We start from the raw sequence: 22,040 nt of genomic DNA, 5'->3' as shown, positions 1-22,040 counted from the left end.
CCAGGGACGTGGGGAGTCTAGCGCCCCGGGCCCCTACGGAACATTCATCCAGGGAGTCGATTGATGCGACTAGTGCTACTCGGCCCACCGGGCTCCGGCAAGGGAACCCAGGCCACGCGACTGAAGGAAACGCTGGGCGTCCCGCATATTTCCACCGGCGACCTGCTGCGCGCCGAAGTGGCCGCGGGCAGCCCGCTGGGGCAGCAGGCGAAGGAAGTGATGGCCCGCGGCGAGCTGGTGTCCGACGACATCCTGCTCGGCATGCTGGAGTCGCGCCTGGGCCGCGACGACGTGGCCAAGGGCTTCATCCTCGACGGCTATCCGCGCAACCTCGCCCAGGCCGACGCCCTGGACGGCCTGCTGGCCAAGATCGGCCAGCCGCTGGACGCGGTGGTGCAGCTGGACGTGCCGACCGACCTGCTGGTCGAGCGCATCGCCGGCCGTGCCAAGGCCGAGGGCCGCGACGACGACAACCCCGAGTCGGTGCGCAAGCGCCTGCAGGTGTACAACGACTCCACCGCCCCGGTGATCGGCTTCTACGAAAACCGCGGCACGCTCACCCGCATCGACGGCGTGGGCAGCATGGACGAGATCACCGCCCGCATCCTGGCCGCGCTGAAGAAGGCCTGAGGCGGCCTGCGTTCCCCTCCGCGCGAGGGGTTGGGCAGAGGGCCGGGGATGTGCTTGCCGGCTGCGACATGGAAAGCGCGCCACCTTCGGGTGGCGCGTTTTTTTTCCCTGGGCCGATGGGCCGCCGGTTGCCGCAGCCGGACAAGCGAGGCGCATCCGGGGCCAGGAACGCCCTGCAACGTCGGGGACGCCGCCTTCCGCCTTGCCGGGGGCCATGCAGCTGGACCCTCGCCATGCGGAGCAGCAACTTCCGCGGCCCCGGCACAAGCCGGGACCCGGTGGCTTGTCGCCTTCCCCAAAAGGGACGCCCGGCACCAGGCCGGGCGTCGGTTCCGGCGTTGCGGCGGCGTGCGCGGCTCATGCCGCCCGCAGCGCCTCGGTCACCGGCAGCCGCGCCGCGCGCACGGCCGGGAACAGGCCGCCGATGAAGCCGATCGCCAGCGCCCACTTCAGGCCTTCCCACAGCAGCCCCGGGGTGACCTTGAACTCGAACGTCAGCTGGGCCACGCCGCCGGCCAGGGTCGAGGCGGTGTAGCCGTTGAAGATCAGCCAGGCCAGCAGGCCGCCGAGCACGCCGCCGGTCGCGGCCAGCAGCATGGTCTCCAGCATCACCGCCACCACCACCGGCATGCCGCGGAAGCCGATCGCGCGCAGGGTGGCGATCTCGCGGGCACGCGAGGCGACCGAGGCGAACATGGTGTTGAGCGCGCCGAACACCGCGCCGATCGCCATGATCGAACCGACCACGATGCCGATGATGCGCAGCTGCCTGGCCATGCCCTCCGACTGTCGCTGGAAGTACTCGCGGGTGGTGGTGGCCTCCACCTTCAGCCGCGGGTCGGCGGCGAGGGTGGCCTTGAACGCATCGAAGTCGCGCGTGCCGGTGAGCCGGGCGACCACGCTGGCGCGGCTGCTGCCGCGGCGGAAGGTGGTGGCGACGATCTCGGCGTCGGCCCACATCTCCGATTCCATCGAATCGCCGGATTCGAACACGCCGACCACCTCCCAGGGCTCGTTGCCCAGGCGCACCGACTTGCCGACCTCCAGGCCCGCGAACTGGCGCTGGGTGCCGGTGCCGACCACCAGCTCGCGGCGGCCGGGCTGGAACTGGCGGCCGGCGACCAGCCTGATGTTCGGGCGCACCGCCCAGGCCATCGGGCCGACGCCGCGCAGGGTCACGCTGCCATCGTCCTCGCCGCCGCGCAGCGGCAGGTTGGCCGCCACCAGCAGCTCGGCCGAGGCCAGCGGCCGCCCCTCGCCGTCGCGCGCGATCTGCGGCGCGCGCTCGATCACGGTGATCGCCTCGCGGTCCAGCACCGACATCAGTTCGGCCGAGGAGCCGCCGCGCAGCACGATCGCGGTCTCGTCGTTGCCGCTGTTGCCGACGGTGTGGCGGTAGCCCTCGCCCATCGCCAGCAGCGCGACCAGCACGCCGACCACGCCGGCGATGCCGATCACCACCACCGAGGAGCCACCCAGGCGCTGGGCCAGGGTGCTGACCCCGACCCGGGTGACCGAGGCCGCCTGGCGGCCGCTGCGGGCCAGCAGCATCCACAGCGCGAACAGCACGGCCAGGCCGAGCAGCGCCGGCCACGGCAGCGCGATCCACGCCGCCAGGAACACCACCAGCACCAGGAACATCGCGGTGCCGGAGAGCAGGGACTTGAGCAGTTTCATGGGGTTCCTCCTAGCGCCCGGCCAGCGCGTCGACGATGTTCAGGCGCATCGCCCGCAGCGCGGGCAGGGCGCCCACCAGCAGGCCGATGCCGGCCATCAGCCCCAGGCCCAGCATCCAGCTGCGCCAGCCGATCTCCGGCAGGTTCAGCATGCCGCCGCTGGCGGCCTTGGCCACCGGCCCGATCAGCGTGGCCAGGCCGAGGCCGAGCACGCCGCCCAGCAGCACCAGCAGCACCGATTCGGCCAGGACCATGCCCAGCACCGACTGCGCGGTGAAGCCGATGGTGCGCAGCACCGCCAGCTCGGAGGTGCGCTCGCGCACCGCCTGGGCCATGGTGTTGCCGGTCAGCAGCAGCAGGGTGAAGAACACCGCGCCCATGATCGAGCCCACGATCAGGCCGATGTCGGCCATCTGCTTGAGCTGCGAGGCCATCGCCGCCTGCTCGCTCATGGTCTTGGTCTCGTGCGGCGAGTTGGCCGACAGCGCGTCGATCGCCCTGGCCACCGCGTCGCTGCGGCGCACGTCGCTCACGCGGCTGATGTACCAGCCGACGTTGCCGTCCACGTACGGCGTGGACTCCTCGAAGTACTCGTAGTGCAGCAGCACCATCATCCCGGTGAAGCCGGATTCCTCGCCGTCGCGCGGGCGCAGCACGCCGTCGATCTGGAACGACCAGTTCAGGCTGCCGTCGCGGTTGGGGAAGATCGTGGACTGCAGCGGGATCTGCTGGCCCACCTTCCAGCCGAAGCGCCGCATCAGGGTTTCGCCGACCAGGATGCCGGTGCGGTTGCCGGCCCAGGCCTGGCGCTGCGCCGGGTCGACCTCGATCTCCGGGTACAGGTCCAGGTAGTTGGGCGCCACCGCGAAGGTGAACAGCTGGTTGCGCGGGTCCTGGTAGGCGCCGCCGAACCAGTTGGCCCAGGTCACCGCCTCGACGTTGTCCAGCCGCGCGATGCGCGGCGCCAGCGACAGCGGCAGGGTCTCGATCATCGACAGCCGCGAGCCGGTGCGCAGCCGCTGCGCGCCGTCGGCGCTGCGGCCCAGGTCGGCGAAGGAGGTGCGGATGCCGTCGAGCAGGCCGAACAGCAGGAACGCCGCCATGATCGAGGCGAGGGTGAGGAGGGTGCGGGTCCGGCGCCGGAACAGCGCCGCCCATATCAGGTGGAAGTATTTCATCGCATGTCCTCCGCCCGGTCAGGCCGCCTGCGGCGCCTGTTCGACCAGGGTGCCCTTGTCCAGGTGCAGGGTGTGGCTGGCGTATTCGGCCGCCTTCGGGTCGTGGGTGACCATCACGATGGTCTTGCCGTGCTCGCGGTTGAGCTGCTGCAGCAGGCCCAGGATCTCCTCGGCCGAATGCCGGTCCAGGTCGCCGGTGGGCTCGTCGCAGATCAGCAACGTCGGGTCGGAGACGATCGCGCGGGCGATGGCCACGCGCTGCTGCTGGCCGCCGGACAGTTCGCTGGGCTTGTGCGACATGCGCTCGGACAGGCCCACCAGCTGCAGCGCGATCTGCGCGTTGCGCTTGCGCTGGGCGGCGCCGAGCTTGGTCAGCAGCAGCGGCAGCTCCACGTTCTTCTGCGCGGTCAGCGCCGGCATCAGGTTGTAGAACTGGAACACGTAGCCCACGTGCTGGCTGCGCCAGTGCGAGAGCTTGCCGGCGCCGAGCTGGTCGATGCGCTGGCCGGCGACCTCGATGCTGCCGGAGGTGGGCGAGTCCAGCCCGCCGATCAGGTTCAGCAGGGTGGTCTTGCCCGAGCCGGAGGGGCCCATCAGCGCGACGAAGTCGCCTTCCTCGATGTCCAGGTCGATGCCGTGCAGCACTTCGACCTTCTCCGGGCCGCGCTGGTAGGTCTTGGTCAGGTTGCGGATCGAAACCAGGGTTGCCATGGCTGTGCCTCGTGCATGCGTGGCCGGTGGGCCGGGGGAAAGGAGGACGCCGCGGACGCGGCGCGGCGGATCAGCCGCCGCCGGCGACCTTGACCAGGTCGCCGTCGGCCAGGTCCTGCGGCGGATCGAGCACCACCAGCTCGCCCGGGGCCAGGCCGGAGGTGACGTCGCGGGTGCTGGCGGTGGAGGGCACGGCCTGCACCTGGCGCAGGCGCACGCGGTCGTCGTCGCCGAGCACGAAGGCCACGGTGCGGCCGTCGCGCTCGACCAGGGCCCCGGATGGCACGCGCACGCCGGCGCGCGGCTGTTCGTCGCCGGCTTCCGGGGCCTGCTCCAGGAAGCTCACGGTCACGCCCATGTCCGGCACGATCCGCGGGTCCTTCACCTTGAGCGCGATGCGCACCTTGACCGTGGCCTTGCCGCGGTCGGCGGTGGGGATGGTGGCGACCACCTCGGCCGGGATCTTCCAGTCCGGGTAGGCGTTGAGCGTGGCTTCCACCGGCATCTTCGCCTTGACCCGGCCGATGTAGGCCTCGCCCACGTCGACCTCGACCTCCAGCGAATCCATGTCGACGATGGTGCCGATGCCGGTGCGGGTGAAGCCGCCGGTGGCCAGCGGCGAGACGATCTCGCCGGGCTGGGCGGCCTTGGCGATGACCACGCCGGAGAACGGCGCGCGCACGATGGTGTTGTCCACGCCGTGGTCGGCGATGCGCAGCTGGTCGGCGGCCACCTGCGCGTTGCGGCGGGCGGTGGCCAGCTGCGCGCGCAGGCTGTCGCGCTGGGCCACGGCCTGGTCGTACTGCGCGCGCGAGACCAGCTGCCCGGCGGCCAGCCGTTCCAGGCGGCTGGCGCTGGCTTCCGCGTCCACCAGCTGCGCCTGCACGCTCTCGATCTGGCTGCGCGCGGCGGCCAGCTGCGACTGCGCCAGCGCGCGCTGGGCATCGGCGTCCACCGGGTCCAGGCGCGCCAGCACCTGGCCCTCGGCGACCTGCATGCCTTCCTCGATCAGCACTTCCTGGACGCGCCCGGTGACCTTGGCCGACACCGTCGCCATGCGCCGCGCGACCACGTAGCCGCTGGCGTCCAGCACCGAAGCCGCCGCCGGCCCGGAGGCCAGCGGCACCGCCTGCGCGGTGCGCACTTCCGGCGCCGGCTCGCGCCGCAGCAGGAACCAGGCGGCGGCGATGATGGCCAGCACCAGCGCGGCGATCAGCAGCGGGTACAGGAGCTGGCGCCCGGGCGGCGTGCCCTGGCCCGGCTTGTCGCGCTCGATGCGCAGTTGCTTGAGCAGTTCGGCGGAGTCGTTCATTGCGGTCCCTTGCCTGGAGCTGCCGTGGAGTGTCCGCCCGCAGGATGCCCCGGCGCGAGTTGCCGGAAGTCACTTTGTGGCCGAGCCTGCCGCCGGTGCGACGGAACCGGCCTGCGGCGGGATGGACGGCGCAGGGCAAGCTTGGGCGCCGCGGCGGCCGCGTCCCAGTGACGGCTGTCATCCGTCTTCGGTGGCAGCCATGCATGGGCCGGCACCCGCGCGCGCGGGAGACTGCGCGGGCCGCGGCGGGCGTACCATCGCCCCGCACGGCCCGTGGCGCAGCCGAGGAGAAGCCGATGTCAGCACCCGTCCCCCGCACCACCGAACGCCTCCGGGCCTGGCTGCGCCCGGCGCCGGATTCGATCGCCGGCTGCGCGGTGCGCCGCGGCCGCCCGCTGTGGACCGAGTTCGTGCACCTGCTGTGGACGATGTGGGTGTTCATCGTCCCGGTGTTCACCCCGCAGGGCTACAACCCGCTCTGGTGGGCGCTGACCCTGGTTTCCTACCCGCTGTTCGTGGCCCTGTACGTGCGCGTGCTGCTGGCGCCGCGGCGGCGCGTGCGCCTGCCGGCGCTGGGCATGATGGCGCTGTGCCTGGTGCTGCTGCGCTGGTACCCGTCGGGCATGAGCTACTTCATCTTCGGCTGCATCTTCCTGGGCTTCGGCCCGTGGCGCAGCTGGTGGGGCTATCCGCTGGCGCTGCTGGCGCTGAACGTGCTGTTCGTGCTGGCGGCGCGCGCGTTCGGCTATCCGTGGACCTCGATGGTGTGGATGCCGGTGACCACCCTGGCGGTGGGCGTGGTGGTGCAGTCGCAGCGGGTGCTGGAGCGCAAGGACCAGGCGCTGGAGCTGTCGCAGGAGGAAGTGCGGCGGCTGGCCGCCACCGCCGAGCGCGAGCGCATCGGCCGCGACCTGCACGACCTGCTCGGCCACACCCTGTCGCTGGTGGCGCTGAAGGCGGACCTGGCCGGCAAGCTGCTGCCGCGCGACCCGCAGGCGGCGCAGCGCGAGATCGGCGAGCTGGCGGGGATCGCGCGCGAGGCCCTGGCCCAGGTGCGGCGCGCGGTCAGCGGCATCCGCAGCGCCGAGTTCGCCGCCGAGCTGGCGGCCGCGCGCCTGCTGCTGGGTGGCGAGCGCATCGACCTGCAGGTGCACCGCAACGACGCCTCGGCGCTGGCGCCGGAACTGGAGACGGTATTGGCGCTGTGCCTGCGCGAAGCGGTGACCAACGTCCACCGCCACGCGCGTGCGCGCCAGGTGGGCGTGTCGCTGGCGGCCGAGGGCGGGCGCTGCCGGCTGCTGGTGGAGGATGATGGCCGCGGCGGCGCGATCCGCCCCGGCAACGGCCTGGCCGGCATGCGCGAGCGCGTGCATGCGCTTGGCGGACGGGTGCGCTGGGAACCGGCGCAGCCGCGCGGCACCCGGCTGGTGGTCGAGGTGCCGCTGCGCGAGGCGGTGGCGCCGCAGGCGGTCGATGCGCCCGCCGCGGCCGAGGCTGCCGGTGCGCAGCGCGGCTCTGGTAACTTCGACGGCATGTCCGCCTCGCCGCATGCCCCGTGATCCGAGTCCTGCTGGCCGAAGACCAGGCCATGGTGCGCGGCGCGCTGGCCGCGCTGCTGTCGATGGAATCCGACATCGAGGTCGCCGGCGCGGTGGCCGACGGCGAGGCTGCCTGGCGCGAGCTGCAGCGCCTGCAGCCTGACGTGCTGGTCACCGACATCGAGATGCCCGGCCTCGGCGGCCTCGACCTGGCCGCGCGCATCGCCCGCCACGAACTGCCGGTGAAGGTGGTGATCGTGACCACCTTCGCCCGCGCCGGCTTCCTGCGCCGCGCGCTGGATGCCGGGGTGCGCGGCTACCTGCTCAAGGACGCCCCGGCCGAGCGCCTGGCCGAGGCACTGCGCACCGTGCACCGCGGCGGCCGCGCGATCGACCCGGAGCTGGCGATGGAGGCCTGGACCGAGGCCGACCCGCTCAACGACCGCGAGCGCCAGGTGCTGCGCCTGGCCGGCGAGGGCCTGTCCTCGGCCGAGATCGCCGCCCGCCTCAACCTGTCCCAGGGCACGGTGCGCAACTACCTGTCCGAGGCGATCGGCAAGCTGGGCGCGGCCAACCGCATCGAGGCCCACCGCCTGGCGCGGCAGAAGGGCTGGCTGTAGCACTCAGCGCAGCAGGACGACCAGCGCCACCAGCAGCGCCAGGCCCAGCACCACCCACGACGCCAGCCGTGCGTCGCGCGCCCGCCGCCGGGTGCGCCGCACGTGCGCGGCCAGCGCCCGGCGGAAGTGCAGCTCGGCCGCCTCGCTGGGCGCCTGCGGCGCGGGCCTGGCCACGGTGGCCGGCAGCGGCGCCTGGTCCCCGACCGCCTGCAGCTCGGCGATGATGCGTTCGCGCTCGCTGTCCAGTCCGCGCGCCTCGATGAAGGCCTCGACCGCGGTGCGGTCCATGTGGCGGGTCCAGGCCTCCAGGAACGGCGCCGGATCGCGCCGGCGCAGCGCCAGCGCGGTGTGGTGGATCACCCCGGCCTCCTCGTCCAGCGCGTTGAGGTCGAGCATCAGCGTGCCGATGGGCTCGTCGCGCAGCCGGCGCCGGATCCAGCGCAGCAGCGGGGTGGCGTGTTCCAGGTAACGGCCGGGGTTGCGCACGCACAGCGCCAGGGTGTGCATGCTGCCATGGCGGTGGCGCACGCTTTGCAGCTCGATGCCGATCACGTCGCACCAGGGGATGCGTCCGTACGCGGCCGAACTCACTCCGTGCCGGTCCATGCGCAGCATCGGCCCGGGGCGGCGGAACGCCAGCAGCAGGTCCCAGGTGAGCGCGATCCCCAGCAGCGCGGCCAGGGACAGCAGCGCGGCCAGCAGCCAGGCGCCGGCCTGCAGCAGCAAGGCCACGAGCAACAGCAGCACCCCCGAACCGGCGGCGAGCAGCAGCAGGTAACTGGTGCGCAGGTCGGCTTCCAGCGGCTGGCCGCCCCGGGTGCGCTGCAGCAGTGCCTGGCGCCGGCGCTGGCGGTGGCCGTGGATCATCCAGCACAGCCCCGCGAGCGCGGCCATGCCAAGCCAGGCCAGCACCGCATCGACCGCGGACAGGCCGCGTCCCGGCAGCGCCAGGCCCGGCCCGGCGATCCACGCCGCGCCCGACCACGCGCCCATCCCCAGCTTGCCGAGCATCCTGCCCTCCGTTGCCGTTCGGCGGCGGCGGTACCGGGCGGCCGGTCCAGGCCATTCCCACCGTCGACGCGGCGTGAGGATGGCATAGCCGGCGCGCGCGCTTCCGCCAACTGCGTCGGGATTCCGGCGAACGGTACAGGCGCGGTTGCAGGCGGCGTGGCCCGGCAAGCGAAGCGCACCGCGCCGCTGCGGTACGAAGGCCTGGCGAGGCGTGGCACCTCGCCTCGCGCCTTGCGGCAGCAGGGCCGTGGCGACGGCCCGGGCCGGGTCGCACTCCAGGCACGCGGTGTGCGGCCTTGTCCGGGCTGCGCGGGAACGCCATCCCGTGTCGCCCCGGCAGGTGCCGGGGCGAGGGCGGCACTCAGCCCGCGCTGCGCGCCTTCAGCAGGGCGTAGGCCGAGCGCAGGCCCAGGGCCTCGCCGCCGGCCGGTCGGCCCGGGCGCGCGCTGTCGTTCCAGGCGTAGGTGTCCAGGTGCGCCCACGGCAGGCTCTCGGGCAGGAAGCGCTCCAGGTACAGCGCCGCGGTCACCGCGCCGGCCATGCGCGAGCCGGCATTGGCCAGGTCGGCCACGTTGCTGGCCAGGTAGCGCAGGTAGGGGCGCCACAGCGGCATGCGCCAGACCGGGTCGCGGGTATCCCGGCCGGCGGCCAGCCAGCCCTCGGCCAGGGCGTCGTCGTTGGCGAACAGCGCCGGCAGGTCCGGGCCCAGGGCGATGCGCGCCGCGCCGGTCAGGGTGGCGAAGTCCAGCACCAGCGCCGGCTGCTGCTCGGCGGCATAGGCCAGCGCGTCGCACAGGATCAGGCGGCCCTCGGCGTCGGTGTTGTCCACCTCCACGCTCACCCCCTTGCGGGTGGCAATGATCTCGCCCGGGCGCAGCGCGTTCGGGCCGACCGCGTTCTCCACTGCCGGCACCAGCACGGTCAGGCGCAGCGGCAGCCTGCGCGCCATCACCAGCCCGGCCAGGGCCAGCGCGTGCGCGGCGCCGCCCATGTCCTTCTTCATGTTGCGCATGCCGTCGGCCGGCTTCAGGTCCAGGCCGCCGGTGTCGAAGCACACGCCCTTGCCGACCAGGGCCGCGTGCGGATGCGCGGCATCGCCCCAGCGCAGCGCGATCAGGCGCGGGGCACGGTGCGAGGCGCGACCGACCGCGTGGATCGCCGGGAAGTTCTGTGCCAGCAGTTCCTCGCCGGCGACCACCTCCAGCTGCGCGCCGTGCGCCTGCGCCAGCTCGCGGGCGATGGCCTCCAGCTGCTCCGGGCCCATGTCCTCGGTCGGGGTGTTGACCCAGTCGCGCACGCGCACGCAGGCGGCCAGCACGTCCAGCGCCTCGGCGTCGGTGGATTCCAGCAGCAGCTGCGCCGGGGCGCGGCCGCCCTGCTTGTAGCGGGCGAAGCGGTAGCTGCCCAGGCCCCAGCCCAGCTGCAGCGCGGCCAGCTGGTCGGCCGGCAGTTCGCCCTGCGGCGCCCAGGCGCCCTCGGGCAGGGCCTGCGGACCGTGGGCGTAGGCATACGGATCCAGGCGGTCGCCCACGCCCAGCACCGCGCCGGCGATGCCATCGCTGCCCGGCAGCAGCACCGCGCTGCCGGGCGCGGCGTCGAAGGCCTGCGCCTTCAGCCACGCGGACACGGCGGCGGGCTGGGCGTCGCGCCAGGCGGCAAAGCCGGCGCGGTCGAGCAGGTACAGGGGAAGGGCAGGGGTGCCTGGGGTGGCGTAAGCGGGGTTCATGCGTAGGTTCCGGAAGTCGGCCGGCAGGCGTCGGCCAGGTGGGCGTCCAGCCAGTCGGCCAGCGCGGTCAGGGTGTCGAACTCCAGGTCCGGCTCCAGCTCCGGGTGCGACCAGGCCGCGCCGGTGCGGTTGATCCAGCAGGTGCGCAGGCCGGCGCGCGCGGCGCCGGCCACGTCCATCTCCACGTGGTCGCCCACGTGCAGCACCTCGCCGTGGCCGCAGCCCAGCCGCTGGCAGGCGGCGTGGAAGATGCTCGGGTGCGGCTTGGCGTAGCCGTGGTCGCGCGAGCCCAGCTGGAAGGCGAAGTGCTGCATCAGCCCGATCCGCTCCAGGTCGGCATTGCCGTTGCTCACCGCCGCCACCGGCACGCGCGCGGAGATGCGCGCCAGGGTCCCGATCGCGTCGGGGTAGCACTCGACCTGGTTGCGGGCGGCGTAGAACACCTCGTAGGCCGGCTCCAGCAGGTCCATGGACGCGCCGCTGGCCTGCAGCGCCTCGGCGATGGTCAGCCGGCGCAGGGCGGAGAGGTCGTGGTGCAGGTGCGGGTTGTCGCGGAAGGAGCGCTCGCGCAGCTCGCGCATCGCCTCCACCGGGAACATCGCCGCGGTGGCCGGGCTGTGCTGGAGCATCCACTCGTGCAGGACCTGGTCGATGCGCGCGCCGATCGGGGCGAACGGCCACAGCGTGTCGTCGAGGTCGAGGGTGATGGCGCGGACGGTGAAGCTCACCGGGGCATTGTAGGCCCGGGGCCGCGGGCGTGGGCGGAACACTCCGTGAAAGGCGCTCTCCCCGGATGGGTAGCCAGACCGACGGTCATTCCAGCAGCCTGGCCCAGCCCTGCATGCCCTCGACCTGCTCCAGCACCAGCTTCACGCACACCAGCAGCGGCACCGCCAGCAGCAGGCCGACCAGGCCCCACAGCCAGCCGAACAGCATCAGCGCCAGGATCAGCACCAGCGGCGACAGCGCCATGCTGCGGCCGAGGATGATCGGGGTGACCAGCTGGCCCTCGATGGTGTGCAGCACCAGGTACAGCACCGCCGGGGTCACCGAGGCCAGGGTCTCGTCGAAGCGGATGAAGCCCACCAGCAGCATCGCGATCATGCCGATCAGCGGGCCCACGTACGGCGCGTAGTTGAGCAGCATCACCATCGTGCCCCACAGCAGCGCCTCCTGCAGCGGGAAGCGCAGCAGCACCAGGATGCCGGCGAACACCAGGCCCACCGTGGCGTTGATCAGGCTGATGGTCAGCACGTAGCGCGACACCTGGTGCTCGATCGACTGCAGGATCTCCACCGTGAACTTCTTCTGCTGCCGCCCCGGCAGCAGCGCGATCGCGTTCCGCTGCAGGTTCTCGCCGTAGACCATGAAGAAGAACGTCAGCAGGATCACCGCCAGCACCGAGGCCAGCAGGCGCGGGGTGCGGGTCAGCACCGCGTAGGGATCGTCGACCCGGGTGCGCACCACCTGCACCTTGCGGTTGGCCTCGCCGGCGGCGGCGCGGGCCATGTCCTCGGCGATGCGGTTGGCCTCGTGCATCGGCTTGGTCAGGTTCTGCAGCTCGCGGCCGATCTTGCGCGCCTCGCGCGGGGCCTGCTCGGCCCAGGCGGTGGCCGGCTCCACCAGCTGCACCGCCAGCAGGGTGGTGCCGGCCAGGCCGGCCAGCAGCACCAGCAGCGCGGCCAGGAAGCGCGGGATCCACAGCCGCCGCAGCAGCCGGATCAGCGGATTGCCGACCAGGGCGAAGAACATCGCCAGCAGGATCGGCAGGATCACCTCCTGCGCCGCCCACAGGGTGAAGCCCACCGCCAGGGTGGCCAGCACCACCAGCGAACCGGGCGCGCGCGGGCGCAGGTGCGGCAGGTGCGCGTCGATCGGCACCGGCACCGGCTCGGCGACGACCGGCGTATCGGGGGAGGGCGGATTGGAAGGCGGGGAAGACATGCGGCCTCGGGCGGCGGACGCCGGCGTGGCGTTGGGGGATGCGGATGGCGCGGCTAGCGCTCGGAGACGTCGGTGGCCGCTTCGGCCGGGGCCGGTGCGCGCGGCGCGCCTGGCGGCGGGCCGGCGTGGGTATAGGTGGGCGCCGGCTGTGGCCGCGCCCCGGCCACCGCGTCGGCGGCGGCCGCCGCGGCCTGTGCCGGGGCGGCGCTGGCCGCGAACTCCGCGGTTGCCGCGCCCTCGGCCGCGGTCTCGGCCGCTTCCTCGGCGGTGGCCGAGGCAGCGGCGGCGCGGATCGAGGCCAGCATGGTCGAGGCGGTGCCCAGCAACTGCAGCCAGCGCGCCGCGCCAATCCGTGCCAGCGGCTCGGCGCGGCCGACCAGGAACCCGGCCACCAGGCCGGCAACCACGATCCGCGGCGGGGTCCAGCCCAGCCGCCAGTGCTCGCGCAGGCGGGTGCGGCTGTCCTCGGCGCGGTCCATGCAGCGCTGCACGCGCGCCTCGGCGCGCTCCACCCGCTGGCGCAGATGCTCGAACCTCATCGCGGCGCCTCCGGGGACGCGGGCGGCGGGGCCTGCGACGGCTGCGGCGCAGGCGCGGGCTCGTCCTCGTCGTCCTCCTGGAACAGGCCCATGCGGCTCAGCTGGCGACGGGTGGCGTGCAGGCCCATGTAGTCGAAGAAGCGCGCCGTGCGCCAGGCGGCCAGCGCGCATACGCCGATGTTGAACAGGGCAGCGATCGACAGCGCGCTGAGCCAGGACAGCCCCAGGCGCTGCATCAGTGCCACCGCCGCGGCGGTGGCCAGCAGCCAGGCCGAGGCCCCGAACACCACCGCCACGCCGGTCCAGGCCAGGGCCCGGCCCATGGCCGAGCGGGCCATGGCGATATCGGCCGACAGCAGCGCGCGCAGGGCGCGCAGCGAATCGGCGGTGGCGCCCAGCGCCTCGCGTCCGGCGTCACCGACCTGGCGGATCGTCTCGTCCAGCGGCGGCGGCGCGCCGGCCTGCGGGCCGGCGTCCCCGGTGTGCTCCCCGTCGCCCACGGCCGTGCGTCAGCGGTCGCGGCGGCTCAGCGCGGCCACCAGCCAGCCGGCGGCGAAGGCCACGCCGAAGGAGGCCAGCGGGCGCTCGCGGATCAGTTCGGCGGCGCTGTCCAGCAGGTCGCGGCCCTTGTCGAGCAGGGCGTCGACCTGCTCGCGCGCGGCCTCGCCGCCCAGCTCGGCGGCGGCCAGTCCCGACAGCGCCGTATCGGCCAGCTCGGCCTTGACGTTGGCCTTGCCCAGGCGCAGCTCGTCGCCGGCGGCGGTGGCGGCGCCACGCAGCGCCTCGCCGGCGGCACCGGCGGCCGACTTCAGGTGGGCACCGGCCTCGCTGAGGTTTTCCTTGATGTTCTCGCTCGGGTTCGGGCTCATCTGCGTTCTCCTGGATGGGGATGCCGGGACGGCATGGGCGCGGCCATCTGACCACGCCCGCGGTGTAGGGTCCGTTACGGCTGGCGCTTACTGCAGCACCAGCCGCCCGCGCACGTTACCGCGCTCGATCAGCAGCACCAACTGCCGCGGCGTGTCGGCCAGGCTCGAGCGCAGCGAGGACAGGTCCGAGACCTGGCCGGCGCTGGTGGCGGTGATGATGTCGCCCGGGCGCAGGCCGTTGGCCTCGGCGCGGCTGCCGCTGGCCACCCGCTCCACCAGCACGCCCTGGCCGCGCGCCTGGCGCAGCGGCTCCGGCAGCTCGGCCAGGGTGGCGCCGGCCAGGCGCGGGTCGACCGCGTCGCCGGCCAGGCTGCGCGGCTGCTCGCGCAGGGTCGCGCGCAGCTCCAGGGTGCGGCCGTCGCGCAGCACCCGCAGCGGCACCTGCGAGCCCACCGGCTGCAGGCCCTCGAAGTTGTGCAGCGCCATCGGGCTGGTGATGCGCTGGCCACCGGCCTCCACGATCACGTCGCCCGGGCGCAGGCCCGCGGCGGCGGCACCGGAGTTGGCGTGCACCCGCGCCACCAGCGCGCCCTGCTGGTTTTCCGGCAGGCCCAGGCTGCGCGCCAGGCGCGCGTCCAGCGGCTGGGTGTCCACGCCCAGGGTGCCGCGGCGCACCTCGCCGGTGGTCACCAGCTGCTGCACCACGTCGCGCGCCAGGTTGGAGGGGATGGCCAGGCCCAGGCCGATGTTGCCGGCCATCGAGCCGCGCGGGTTGAGCGAGGCGGTGTTGATGCCGACCAGCTCGCCGCGCAGGTTGACCAGGGCGCCGCCGGAGTTGCCCGGGTTGATCGAGGCGTCGGTCTGGATGAAGTTCTGGTAGCCCAGGCCGCGGATGCCGCTGCGGCCCACCGCCGAGACGATGCCGGAGGTGACCGTCTGGCTCAGGCCGAACGGGTTGCCGATGGCGACCACGAAATCGCCCACCTGCAGCTTGCTGCTGTCGCCCAGCGGCAGCTCGGTCAGCTTCTCGGCCGGGATCCGGATCAGGGCCACGTCGGTGTCCGCGTCCGAGCCGAGGAACTCGGCGGTGAAGGTGCGGCCGTCGGCCAGCGACACCGACACGTCGTCGGCGCCCTCGATCACGTGGTGGTTGGTCAGCACGTAGCCGCGGCCGGCGTCGATGATCACGCCCGAGCCCAGCGACTCGTTGATCCGCTCCTGCGGCACCTGCGGGAACATGCGCCGGAAGAACGGGTCGTCGAAGAACGGGTTGCGCACCCGCACCCGGGTCTTGGTGTGGATGCTGACCACCGCCGGCAGCACCCGCTGCAGCATCGGCGCCAGCGAGGGCAGCTGCTGCCCGTCCACCGCCACCGGCAGGGCGGCGGCCATGGGCACGCTGGCGGTCGGCGCCGGCGCGGCCGGCACCGGGGCGGGGCTGGCGTGGGCGCGGTTGTCCAGGGCTTCGCGCACGGCGGTGGCGGCAAAGCCCCCGAAGGCGGCGGCAGCGGTCAGGGCGATGAGCGAGGTCGCGCGGCGCATGCAGGTTCCTGGCTGGCGTGGATGGGAACGCCGCCACCATGGGGGCGGCAGGGCACGTCATCAAGCTGAACGAGTGTCGCCCCGGGGCGCTAAACCGGCGGTGAAACCCCTCTTGACCTGCGCATTCCATCTGTTCCGTACGCCCCCGCCCGGAAGCCCGCTCCCGCCGTTGCTGCGTTTGTCGAATCGCGGTTGACACTGCCCGCCGCCCGGGCTTAGCTTGGCCGCCTGTCGAGCCACTAGATATAGCGGTCGAACACAACGCTGGCCCCAGTGATTGGTGGTTTAGGTGAATAGCCAACACTGCGGGCCCAACGCCGGAGCGGCGAGCGGATGGGACAGGAAATTGCGTACGGAAGCGGCCGCGCAGGCCGCGACAAACCCGGCGCCTGACTCCGGCAGGCGGCGCGTCTTCGCGTCGCCACGGCGTGCCCTTCTCGTTCCCACCCCGGCCCCCAACTGGATTACGGTGCGGAAGGAGATCCCAACAGCATGAGTACGGTGCGCCTCGAAGTGGTCAATACGGACAAACCCGTCGCGGAGATCCCGCTGCAGCCGGCTTCCCAGGACATCTGGGACAAGAAGTACCGCCTGAAGACCAAGCAGGGGGTGCCGCTGGACGCCGACGTCGACGGCACCTACCAGCGCGTGGCCCGGGCCCTGGCCGATGCCGAGCAGACCGAAGAGAAGCGCACCTACTGGTACGAGCGTTTCCTGTGGGCGCTGCGCCGCGGCGCGATCCCGGCCGGCCGCATCACCTCCAACGCCGGCGCGCAGGAGCACAAGCCGGCCACCAGCACCATCAACTGCACCGTCTCCGGCACCATCGGCGACTCGATGGACGGCATCCTGCAGAAGGTCCACGAGGCCGGCCTGACCCTGAAGGCCGGCTGCGGCATCGGCTACGAGTTCTCGACCCTGCGCCCGCGCGGCGCGTTCGTGGCCGGCGCCGGCGCCTACACCTCCGGCCCGATGTCCTTCATGGATATCTTCGACAAGATGTGCTTCACCGTCTCGTCGGCCGGCGGCCGCCGCGGCGCGCAGATGGGCACCTTCGACGTCTCCCACCCGGACGTTAAGGACTTCATCCGCGCCAAGCGCGAGGACGGGCGCCTGCGCCAGTTCAACCTCTCGCTGCTGGTCACCGACGGCTTCATGCAGGCGGTGGAGACCGACGCCGACTGGCCGCTGGTGTTCCCGGTCAACCGCAAGGAAGAGGCCGACCTGGACCTCTCCAACCCCGAGCAGGTGGTCTGGCGCGACTGGCCGGCCCACGACGACGCCTACATCGTGCGCGACGATGGCATGGTCGCCTGCCGCGTCTACGGCCACATCAAGGCGCGGCACCTGTGGGACATGATCATGGTCTCGACGTACGACTACGCCGAGCCGGGCTTCATCCTGATCGACCGCGTCAACGAGATGAACAACAACTGGTGGTGCGAGAACATCCGCGCCACCAACCCCTGCGGCGAGCAGCCGCTGCCGCCGTACGGCGCCTGCCTGCTGGGCTCGGTCAACCTGACCAAGTTCGTGCGCGACCCCTTCACCGACAAGGCCTCCTTCGACTGGGAGGAGTACAAGGAAGTGGTGCGCGTGTTCACCCGCATGCTGGACAACGTGGTCGAGGTCAACGGCCTGCCGCTGGAGCAGCAGCGCCAGGAGATCCTGCGCAAGCGCCGCCACGGCATGGGCTTCCTGGGCCTGGGCTCGACCCTGACCATGCTCAAGATGAAGTACGGCTCGGCCGAGAGCCTGGAGTTCACCGAGCAGGTGGCCCGGGAGATGGCCGTGGCCGGCTGGGAAGTGGGCCTGTCGCTGGCCAAGGAGAAGGGCCCGGCCCCGATCATGGACGAGACCTTCACCGTGACCCCGCAGATGCTGCGCCAGCGCCCGGAGATGGCGAAGGACGGCTGGCGCGTGGGCCAGGAGATCGAAGGCAAGGTGCTGCACGCCCGCTACAGCCGCTACATGCAGCGCATCGCCACCGTGGCCCCGGACCTGGTGGACGAGCTGGCCGAGGTCGGCGCCCGCTTCACCCACCACAGCTCCATCGCCCCGACCGGCACCATCTCCCTGTCGCTGGCCAACAACGCCTCCAACGGCATCGAGCCCTCGTTCGCGCACCACTACAGCCGCAACGTGATCCGCGAGGGCAAGAAGAGCAAGGAGAAGGTGGACGTCTACAGCTACGAACTGCTGGCCTACCGCCACTTCGTCAACCCCAAGGCGATGCCGTTCTCCGACGACCCGGAGGCGAAGCTGCCGGACTACTTCATCTCCGCCGACGACATCTCGCCGAAGGAGCACGTGGACGTGCAGGCCGCCGCCCAGAAGTGGGTGGACAGCTCCATCTCCAAGACCGCCAACGTCCCCACCGACTACCCGTACGAGCAGTTCAAGGACATCTACCTGTACGCCTACAAGCAGGGTCTGAAGGGCTGCACCACCTTCCGCTTCAACCCGGCCGCCTTCCAGGGCGTGCTGGTCAAGGAGAAGGACCTGGAGAACACCCTGTACCGCTTCGAGCTGGAGGACGGCTCGGTGGTGGAGGTCAAGGGCAACGAGGAGATCGAGTACGACGGCGAGGTGCACACCGCCGCCAACCTGTTCGATGCCCTCAAGGAAGGGTATTACGGCAAGTTCTGACCGGAGGGCGGCGCGGGCCCGCAGGCCCGCGACCCGTCCCGAGGTCCCCGGCCGTGGCGCGCGCTTTCCGGGCGCCCGCCACGGCTTCCTGCGGTAAACGGCGCCCGGAGCCAGTGAGAGTGTCCCGATGACCACATCCAGCGAGCCCAAGGAGGGCCCCATGAGCAACAGCAATGGTGTGACGGCGACCCTGACCGAGGACGCCGCCCATCCCGCCAGCAGCAACGACACAGCGACCCCCGTCGCCGAGGCGCAGGCCGCCGGCGAGGCCCAGGCTCCGGAGGCGCTGACCGCCGCCGAAGCCCCGACCGCGCCGGCGCCGGCCCCCGAAGCCGAGGCCGAACCCGCCGCCGAGCCGGTGGTCGCCAAGGTGAAGAAGGCCGCGGCCCGCACCCGCGCCAAGGTCGCCGGGAAGGCCGCCACCGTGGCGAAGAAGGCGAAGGAAAAGGCCGCCACGGTCGCGAAGAAGGCCAGCACCGCGGCCAGGAAGGCCACCGCCGCCGCGAAGAAGGCCAAGGCCACCGCCGACAAGGCCCGCGGCACGGCGAAGAAGGCGGCCAAGAAGGCCGTGGCCAAGGCCCGCACCAGGCTGCAGGCGGCCAAGGCCAACGCCGCCGCCGAGGCGAGCACCGCCCGCAGCCGCATCGCCGCGCGCGCTGCCACCCGCAAGACCGCCGCCAAGAAGGCCGCAGCCAAGAAGGTGGCCGTCGGCCGCAAGGTCGTCGCCGCGAAGAAGGCCGCCGCCGCAAAGAAGGCGGTGAAGAAGGCGGCCAAGGCCGCGAAGAAGGTGGCGAAGAAGCCCGCGGTGAAGAAGGGCGTGGCGAAGAAGGCCGTCGCCAGGAAGCCCGTCGCCAAGAAGACCGTCGCCAAGAAGACCGTTGCAAGGAAGGCGGTCGTGAAGAAGGCCGTCGCCCGCAAGACCGTGGCGAAGAAGGCCCCGGCCCGCAAGGCCGCCGCCCGCCGCACCCGCTGAAAACCCCTGCAAGGCTCCTCCCGCCCCGGCGGGAGGAGCCGCGGCCCCGCCGCCCCGTATCCATAACCAGAAGAACCGACCAGAAAGAGGATCCAGCCCCATGGCCGTGAAGATCGACAGGAAAATCAAGGGCTACTCCGTCGTCACCCCGGAGGACAAGGCGCGCGAGACCGCCGCGCCGGCGCCCGCCGCCGATCGCGACGCGGCCAGCGAGCCGAAGGACAACGTCATCCACATGCACGAGCGCATCGAGCGCCCGGACGTCCTGATCGGCAGCACCTACAAGATCAAGTCGCCGCTGGTGGAGCACGCCATGTACGTGACCATCAACGACATCGTGCTCAACGCCGGCACCGAGCACGAGCTGCGCCGCCCGTTCGAGGTGTTCATCAACTCCAAGTCGATGGACCACTTCCAGTGGATCGTGGCCCTGACCCGGATCATGTCCGCCGTGTTCCGCAAGGGCGGCGACGTGACCTTCCTGGTGGAGGAGATGAAGGCCGTGTTCGACCCGCGCGGCGGCTACTTCAAGGCCGGCGGGGTGTACATGCCCTCGCTGGTGGCCGAGATCGGCGCCGTGGTCGAGGAGCACATGAAGTCCATCGGCCTGATCCACGACCCGGAGATGAGCGCCCACCAGAAGGCCCTGATCGCCGAGAAGCGCAAGCAGTACGAAGAGCGCGCCAAGGGCGCCAGCGCCGCCGTCAACGGCACCGCCGCCACCACCGCCCGCGAGGAGGACGTCGCCGTGACCGGCGAAGGCACCAGCTTCCCGCCCAGCGCCACCATGTGCCACAAGTGCAGCACCAAGGCGCTGGTGATCATGGATGGGTGTGCGACGTGCTTGAACTGCGGGTATAGCAAGTGCGGGTGAGGGGTCACGCCATTGCTAAGTAGACCGAAGGGGCCAGTCGTCTAAAACGAACTGGCCCTTTTTCTTTCGCAGCCTGTTGGGGGGGTCATGTGCGGAACCGTGTGATCTACATCGATGAATCGGGTGACGAGAGTCTAAACATCAGCAAGGGGGCTTCCGAGTTTTACGTTCTTGCAGCGGTCGTTGTCGCCGGAATCCATGTCGAAGAATTCATCGCGAAAGCATCCAAACTCCGGGCAAAGTACTTTCAAACAGGGGAAATAAAGTCTTCAAAAATAGGCGCCAACATTGCGCGCCGCCTGAAAATTCTCGCTTCCGCTAGGGAACTCCTCCCGCCATTCTCGGTTGTGGCATATCGTGTTAGAAAGTCGCTAATCAGTTCCGACAGCGGTCTCAGGTTCTCGAGGTCCTTCGTAAAATACTTTGCAGACGACTTCTGCAAGTATCTTCCTGCGGCTGGAACTAGTGAAATATATTTCGACCAGAAGGGAAGAGAGGACTTCAAGGCAGGGTTTGTTAAATACCTACATGCACGCTTCGAGGAGGACGACCTCTTCCCGGCTAAAAGGTTTGATGTGGTCGACAGTGCGGCCTGCATAGGAATACAGGTCGCCGATCTGTACGCCGGTTCGATAGCTAAGCTCGCCGAAGCGGGAGACACAGAGGATCGAGATCGGCTCTACACGCTACTGAGCCAAGTGTGCTGCACTTGGGATTGGCCAAAGCCAATCCTATGGGGTAATGGGGGCGCACTGGAGTCCGATGAGAAATTGGACAACATCATAAGAAGCGAGGCCCTGCGCCGCGCAATAAGGTACATCGACTCCCACCAAGACCGCTCAGAGGAGTCCTTTCTTAGGTGTGAGTTCTTGAAGGCCCTGATCGAACATTCCGTTGTTGCCCACGGGGACTACCTTATGGCCAACATTATTGAAGAAAAACTTGGTCGAGCGATGGAGAAGCCATTGGGGGCACAAGTGCTAAGAAGCAAAATTGTAGGTCCACTAAGGGACGAAGGTGTTCTGATCAGTAGTAAAGCGTCTCGCCCGGATCCGGGTTACAAGCTTCCCGCTTCGATGAAGGACATTGAGAGTTATATCGAACTCACGGATGCGCAAGTGATACCGGCACTAAGGCGGGTCAAGAGCACTGCCCAGATCATATCGACCGCAACCAACGGCGATGTTGATCTGCTGTCGCAGGACAGATTTGAATGCATTCGGAGGCTCACCTATTTGGTGTGAGAGCAAATCATCCGGGGTTGGAAGTGAGGGGGTAACGCTCAGCGAATCTAATGATGGCAGGCAGGCAGGGCAGGTGGCGGAGCAGAAATTTGTTCGCGGAGAGCCAGGCAAGGCTTACGCATGATGGTGTCAACCAGCGCGGCATGTGTTGGTCGTTGGCCGGCGGTCGCGCTCGCTGCGAGTGCGAAGGGGAGATAGGAGCTAGGAGATAAGAGGTCAGGTGAATTTGTTTTCGTCCCGCCCCAAGATGTGTGGATATACACAAATGTGCTGTCGAGCCTGATACTTTGCTTTCGGTTCCCGAGCCGCGTCTAGTCCTGGGTGCGTCGTATAACGGGTCTGTGCGGCCGTCGTAGGCCGGGCTGACTATGGTCAGGATGGCTCTCCTAGCCCGGGTAAGCGCAGCGCACCCGGGCCCGCGTGAATCCAAAGGCGAGCCCGGACGCGGCCTTCGGTTCCATCCGGCCTTCACGATTACTTCCAGACTTGCCACCACCGGTGTTCGATCTCCCGCCGTAGCTCCTCCATTCCGATGGTTACATCGAAATGGTAGGTTTTCTCGTGCCCCCATTGGGACTGTCCGGGCTTTCGATAGCGGTACGTGAGCTCGTCGATTCGCTTGTTGCCACGCTTCACCAAGCCCTGATCTTTCAACTCAAATTCGATGCTGTCCCAACCAGAGTGAAGGGCTTCCATGACTTCATACTCCGCCGCAACGTAGTTTGTCCTCGCGGTTATGACTAGTGGGTTTTTCTCGCTGAGGTCACCGTCCCTAATGGGTAAGCGAGGATTTCGAGCCAGAAGTGCACGTGCAATGTCTGAGCTCGGAGAGGCAGGTGCAGGCTCTGGCTGCGAGTCAACCGTTCGTCTCAGAGGTAAGGATGAACTCCCTCTAGGGGCCAACAATCCTAGAACGATCACAAGGGCCCCCGTTGCTAATGCAACTGCTGCGGCAGTCAAGGTCAAACGCCTCACATCCAAGCGAATCTCACATCGCTCCTCTT

Annotated in this window: 20 protein-coding genes; 7 read left to right on the top strand and 13 right to left on the bottom strand. The window is 70.5% G+C overall.

Annotation, left to right across the window (positions count from 1 at the left end):
* Nucleotides 1-63 precede the first annotated feature (63 nt).
* Nucleotides 64-630, top strand: a complete 567-nt coding sequence (locus tag PSEJ31_RS0107485; protein WP_026010567.1) for an adenylate kinase — start codon at nt 64-66, stop codon at nt 628-630.
* 357 nt (nt 631-987) lie between these two features.
* Here the strand turns inward: PSEJ31_RS0107485 and PSEJ31_RS0107480 are convergent, their stop codons facing one another.
* The 4 genes from PSEJ31_RS0107480 to PSEJ31_RS0107465 all read right to left on the bottom strand — a co-directional run bounded on the left by PSEJ31_RS0107480 (nt 988) and on the right by PSEJ31_RS0107465 (nt 5,507).
* The gene (locus tag PSEJ31_RS0107480) at nt 988-2,307 is read right to left on the bottom strand and encodes an ABC transporter permease (protein ID WP_019398842.1); all 1,320 of its coding nucleotides are present in this window, start codon (nt 2,305-2,307) and stop codon (nt 988-990) included.
* 10 nt (nt 2,308-2,317) lie between these two features.
* Nucleotides 2,318-3,484, bottom strand: coding sequence for an ABC transporter permease (locus tag PSEJ31_RS0107475; protein WP_019398841.1), 1,167 nt, complete (start codon nt 3,482-3,484; stop codon nt 2,318-2,320).
* Between the two features lie 18 nt (nt 3,485-3,502).
* Nucleotides 3,503-4,195 (bottom strand): ABC transporter ATP-binding protein, encoded by a 693-nt coding sequence (locus PSEJ31_RS0107470; protein ID WP_028915094.1) that lies wholly within the window; start codon nt 4,193-4,195, stop codon nt 3,503-3,505.
* A 70-nt stretch (nt 4,196-4,265) separates the two neighbouring features.
* A complete protein-coding gene (locus PSEJ31_RS0107465; RefSeq protein WP_028915093.1) occupies nt 4,266-5,507 on the bottom strand; it encodes an efflux RND transporter periplasmic adaptor subunit in 1,242 nt (413 codons plus the stop codon).
* A 296-nt stretch (nt 5,508-5,803) separates the two neighbouring features.
* On the opposite strand from PSEJ31_RS0107465, the gene PSEJ31_RS0107460 reads away from it, so the two are divergent.
* Nucleotides 5,804-7,066 carry a sensor histidine kinase gene (locus tag PSEJ31_RS0107460; RefSeq protein WP_028915092.1) on the top strand — a complete coding sequence of 421 codons (1,263 nt, stop codon included), beginning with the start codon at nt 5,804-5,806 and terminating at the stop codon, nt 7,064-7,066.
* A complete protein-coding gene (locus tag PSEJ31_RS0107455) occupies nt 7,063-7,665 on the top strand; it encodes a response regulator transcription factor (RefSeq protein ID WP_019398837.1) in 603 nt (200 codons plus the stop codon). The genes PSEJ31_RS0107460 and PSEJ31_RS0107455 overlap by 4 nt, the downstream gene beginning before the upstream one ends.
* Nucleotides 7,666-7,668: 3 nt before the next feature.
* On the opposite strand, the gene PSEJ31_RS0107450 is transcribed toward PSEJ31_RS0107455, so the two are convergent.
* The 8 genes from PSEJ31_RS0107450 to PSEJ31_RS0107410 all read right to left on the bottom strand — a co-directional run bounded on the left by PSEJ31_RS0107450 (nt 7,669) and on the right by PSEJ31_RS0107410 (nt 15,296).
* Nucleotides 7,669-8,676 carry a hypothetical protein gene (locus PSEJ31_RS0107450; RefSeq protein ID WP_147208197.1) on the bottom strand — a complete coding sequence of 336 codons (1,008 nt, stop codon included), beginning with the start codon at nt 8,674-8,676 and terminating at the stop codon, nt 7,669-7,671.
* A 361-nt stretch (nt 8,677-9,037) separates the two neighbouring features.
* The gene (locus PSEJ31_RS0107440) at nt 9,038-10,402 is read right to left on the bottom strand and encodes a leucyl aminopeptidase family protein (RefSeq protein ID WP_028915090.1); all 1,365 of its coding nucleotides are present in this window, start codon (nt 10,400-10,402) and stop codon (nt 9,038-9,040) included.
* Complete coding sequence (locus PSEJ31_RS0107435) at nt 10,399-11,130, bottom strand: HAD-IA family hydrolase (RefSeq protein WP_028915089.1); 732 nt, start codon at nt 11,128-11,130, stop codon at nt 10,399-10,401. Before PSEJ31_RS0107435 ends, PSEJ31_RS0107440 begins: the two co-directional genes overlap by 4 nt.
* An 85-nt stretch (nt 11,131-11,215) precedes the next feature.
* Entirely contained in the window at nt 11,216-12,346 is a 1,131-nt protein-coding gene (locus PSEJ31_RS0107430; RefSeq protein WP_026010565.1) for an AI-2E family transporter, read from the bottom strand.
* A gap of 53 nt (nt 12,347-12,399) precedes the next feature.
* On the bottom strand, nt 12,400-12,885 hold the full coding sequence (locus PSEJ31_RS0107425) for a hypothetical protein (RefSeq protein ID WP_028915088.1): 486 nt from the start codon (nt 12,883-12,885) through the stop codon (nt 12,400-12,402).
* Nucleotides 12,882-13,385, bottom strand: coding sequence for a membrane protein (locus PSEJ31_RS0107420; RefSeq protein WP_028915087.1), 504 nt, complete (start codon nt 13,383-13,385; stop codon nt 12,882-12,884). Before PSEJ31_RS0107420 ends, PSEJ31_RS0107425 begins: the two co-directional genes overlap by 4 nt.
* A gap of 9 nt (nt 13,386-13,394) precedes the next feature.
* The gene (locus PSEJ31_RS0107415) at nt 13,395-13,754 is read right to left on the bottom strand and encodes a hypothetical protein (protein ID WP_019398035.1); all 360 of its coding nucleotides are present in this window, start codon (nt 13,752-13,754) and stop codon (nt 13,395-13,397) included.
* A gap of 87 nt (nt 13,755-13,841) precedes the next feature.
* Nucleotides 13,842-15,296, bottom strand: coding sequence for a Do family serine endopeptidase (locus tag PSEJ31_RS0107410; RefSeq protein WP_019398034.1), 1,455 nt, complete (start codon nt 15,294-15,296; stop codon nt 13,842-13,844).
* A 492-nt stretch (nt 15,297-15,788) separates the two neighbouring features.
* Between PSEJ31_RS0107410 and PSEJ31_RS0107405 the strand changes: the two genes are divergently transcribed.
* The 4 genes from PSEJ31_RS0107405 (at nt 15,789) to PSEJ31_RS16515 (ending at nt 21,036) form a co-directional block, all read left to right on the top strand.
* Nucleotides 15,789-17,945: an adenosylcobalamin-dependent ribonucleoside-diphosphate reductase gene (locus PSEJ31_RS0107405; RefSeq protein WP_037034762.1), complete on the top strand. Its 2,157-nt coding sequence runs from the start codon at nt 15,789-15,791 to the stop codon at nt 17,943-17,945.
* Between the two features lie 160 nt (nt 17,946-18,105).
* Nucleotides 18,106-18,918, top strand: coding sequence for a histone H1-like repetitive region-containing protein (locus tag PSEJ31_RS0107400; RefSeq protein ID WP_028915085.1), 813 nt, complete (start codon nt 18,106-18,108; stop codon nt 18,916-18,918).
* Between the two features lie 100 nt (nt 18,919-19,018).
* The gene (locus tag PSEJ31_RS0107395; RefSeq protein ID WP_028915084.1) at nt 19,019-19,792 is read left to right on the top strand and encodes an NrdJb; all 774 of its coding nucleotides are present in this window, start codon (nt 19,019-19,021) and stop codon (nt 19,790-19,792) included.
* Between the two features lie 101 nt (nt 19,793-19,893).
* Complete coding sequence (locus PSEJ31_RS16515) at nt 19,894-21,036, top strand: DUF3800 domain-containing protein (RefSeq protein WP_186828120.1); 1,143 nt, start codon at nt 19,894-19,896, stop codon at nt 21,034-21,036.
* A 474-nt stretch (nt 21,037-21,510) separates the two neighbouring features.
* On the opposite strand, the gene PSEJ31_RS0107385 is transcribed toward PSEJ31_RS16515, so the two are convergent.
* On the bottom strand, nt 21,511-21,732 hold the full coding sequence (locus tag PSEJ31_RS0107385) for a hypothetical protein (RefSeq protein WP_028915083.1): 222 nt from the start codon (nt 21,730-21,732) through the stop codon (nt 21,511-21,513).
* Nucleotides 21,733-22,040: the final 308 nt, after the last annotated feature.

Origin of the sequence: Pseudoxanthomonas sp. J31 (genome assembly GCF_000510725.1) — a bacterium.
Lineage (GTDB): Bacteria > Pseudomonadota > Gammaproteobacteria > Xanthomonadales > Xanthomonadaceae > Pseudoxanthomonas.
The sequence above is the reverse complement of the archived record's forward strand: the minus strand, read 5'-3'. Positions and strand labels throughout refer to the sequence as shown.

Excerpts from the sequence above, each read along its gene's own strand:
- PSEJ31_RS0107465 (WP_028915093.1), bottom strand. The coding sequence starts at position 5,507 with ATGAACGACTCCGCCGAACTGCTCAAGCAACTGCGCATCGAGCGCGAC.
- PSEJ31_RS0107460 (WP_028915092.1), top strand. The coding sequence starts at position 5,804 with ATGTCAGCACCCGTCCCCCGCACCACCGAACGCCTCCGGGCCTGGCTG.
- PSEJ31_RS0107475 (WP_019398841.1), bottom strand. The coding sequence starts at position 3,484 with ATGAAATACTTCCACCTGATATGGGCGGCGCTGTTCCGGCGCCGGACC.
- PSEJ31_RS0107415 (WP_019398035.1), bottom strand. The coding sequence starts at position 13,754 with ATGAGCCCGAACCCGAGCGAGAACATCAAGGAAAACCTCAGCGAGGCC.
- PSEJ31_RS0107470 (WP_028915094.1), bottom strand. The coding sequence starts at position 4,195 with ATGGCAACCCTGGTTTCGATCCGCAACCTGACCAAGACCTACCAGCGC.
- PSEJ31_RS0107480 (WP_019398842.1), bottom strand. The coding sequence starts at position 2,307 with ATGAAACTGCTCAAGTCCCTGCTCTCCGGCACCGCGATGTTCCTGGTG.
- PSEJ31_RS0107410 (WP_019398034.1), bottom strand. The coding sequence starts at position 15,296 with ATGCGCCGCGCGACCTCGCTCATCGCCCTGACCGCTGCCGCCGCCTTC.
- PSEJ31_RS0107385 (WP_028915083.1), bottom strand. The coding sequence starts at position 21,732 with ATGGAAGCCCTTCACTCTGGTTGGGACAGCATCGAATTTGAGTTGAAA.
- PSEJ31_RS0107395 (WP_028915084.1), top strand. The coding sequence starts at position 19,019 with ATGGCCGTGAAGATCGACAGGAAAATCAAGGGCTACTCCGTCGTCACC.
- PSEJ31_RS0107430 (WP_026010565.1), bottom strand. The coding sequence starts at position 12,346 with ATGTCTTCCCCGCCTTCCAATCCGCCCTCCCCCGATACGCCGGTCGTC.
- PSEJ31_RS0107450 (WP_147208197.1), bottom strand. The coding sequence starts at position 8,676 with ATGCTCGGCAAGCTGGGGATGGGCGCGTGGTCGGGCGCGGCGTGGATC.
- PSEJ31_RS0107440 (WP_028915090.1), bottom strand. The coding sequence starts at position 10,402 with ATGAACCCCGCTTACGCCACCCCAGGCACCCCTGCCCTTCCCCTGTAC.
- PSEJ31_RS0107485 (WP_026010567.1), top strand. The coding sequence starts at position 64 with ATGCGACTAGTGCTACTCGGCCCACCGGGCTCCGGCAAGGGAACCCAG.
- PSEJ31_RS0107425 (WP_028915088.1), bottom strand. The coding sequence starts at position 12,885 with ATGAGGTTCGAGCATCTGCGCCAGCGGGTGGAGCGCGCCGAGGCGCGC.
- PSEJ31_RS0107405 (WP_037034762.1), top strand. The coding sequence starts at position 15,789 with ATGAGTACGGTGCGCCTCGAAGTGGTCAATACGGACAAACCCGTCGCG.
- PSEJ31_RS0107400 (WP_028915085.1), top strand. The coding sequence starts at position 18,106 with ATGAGCAACAGCAATGGTGTGACGGCGACCCTGACCGAGGACGCCGCC.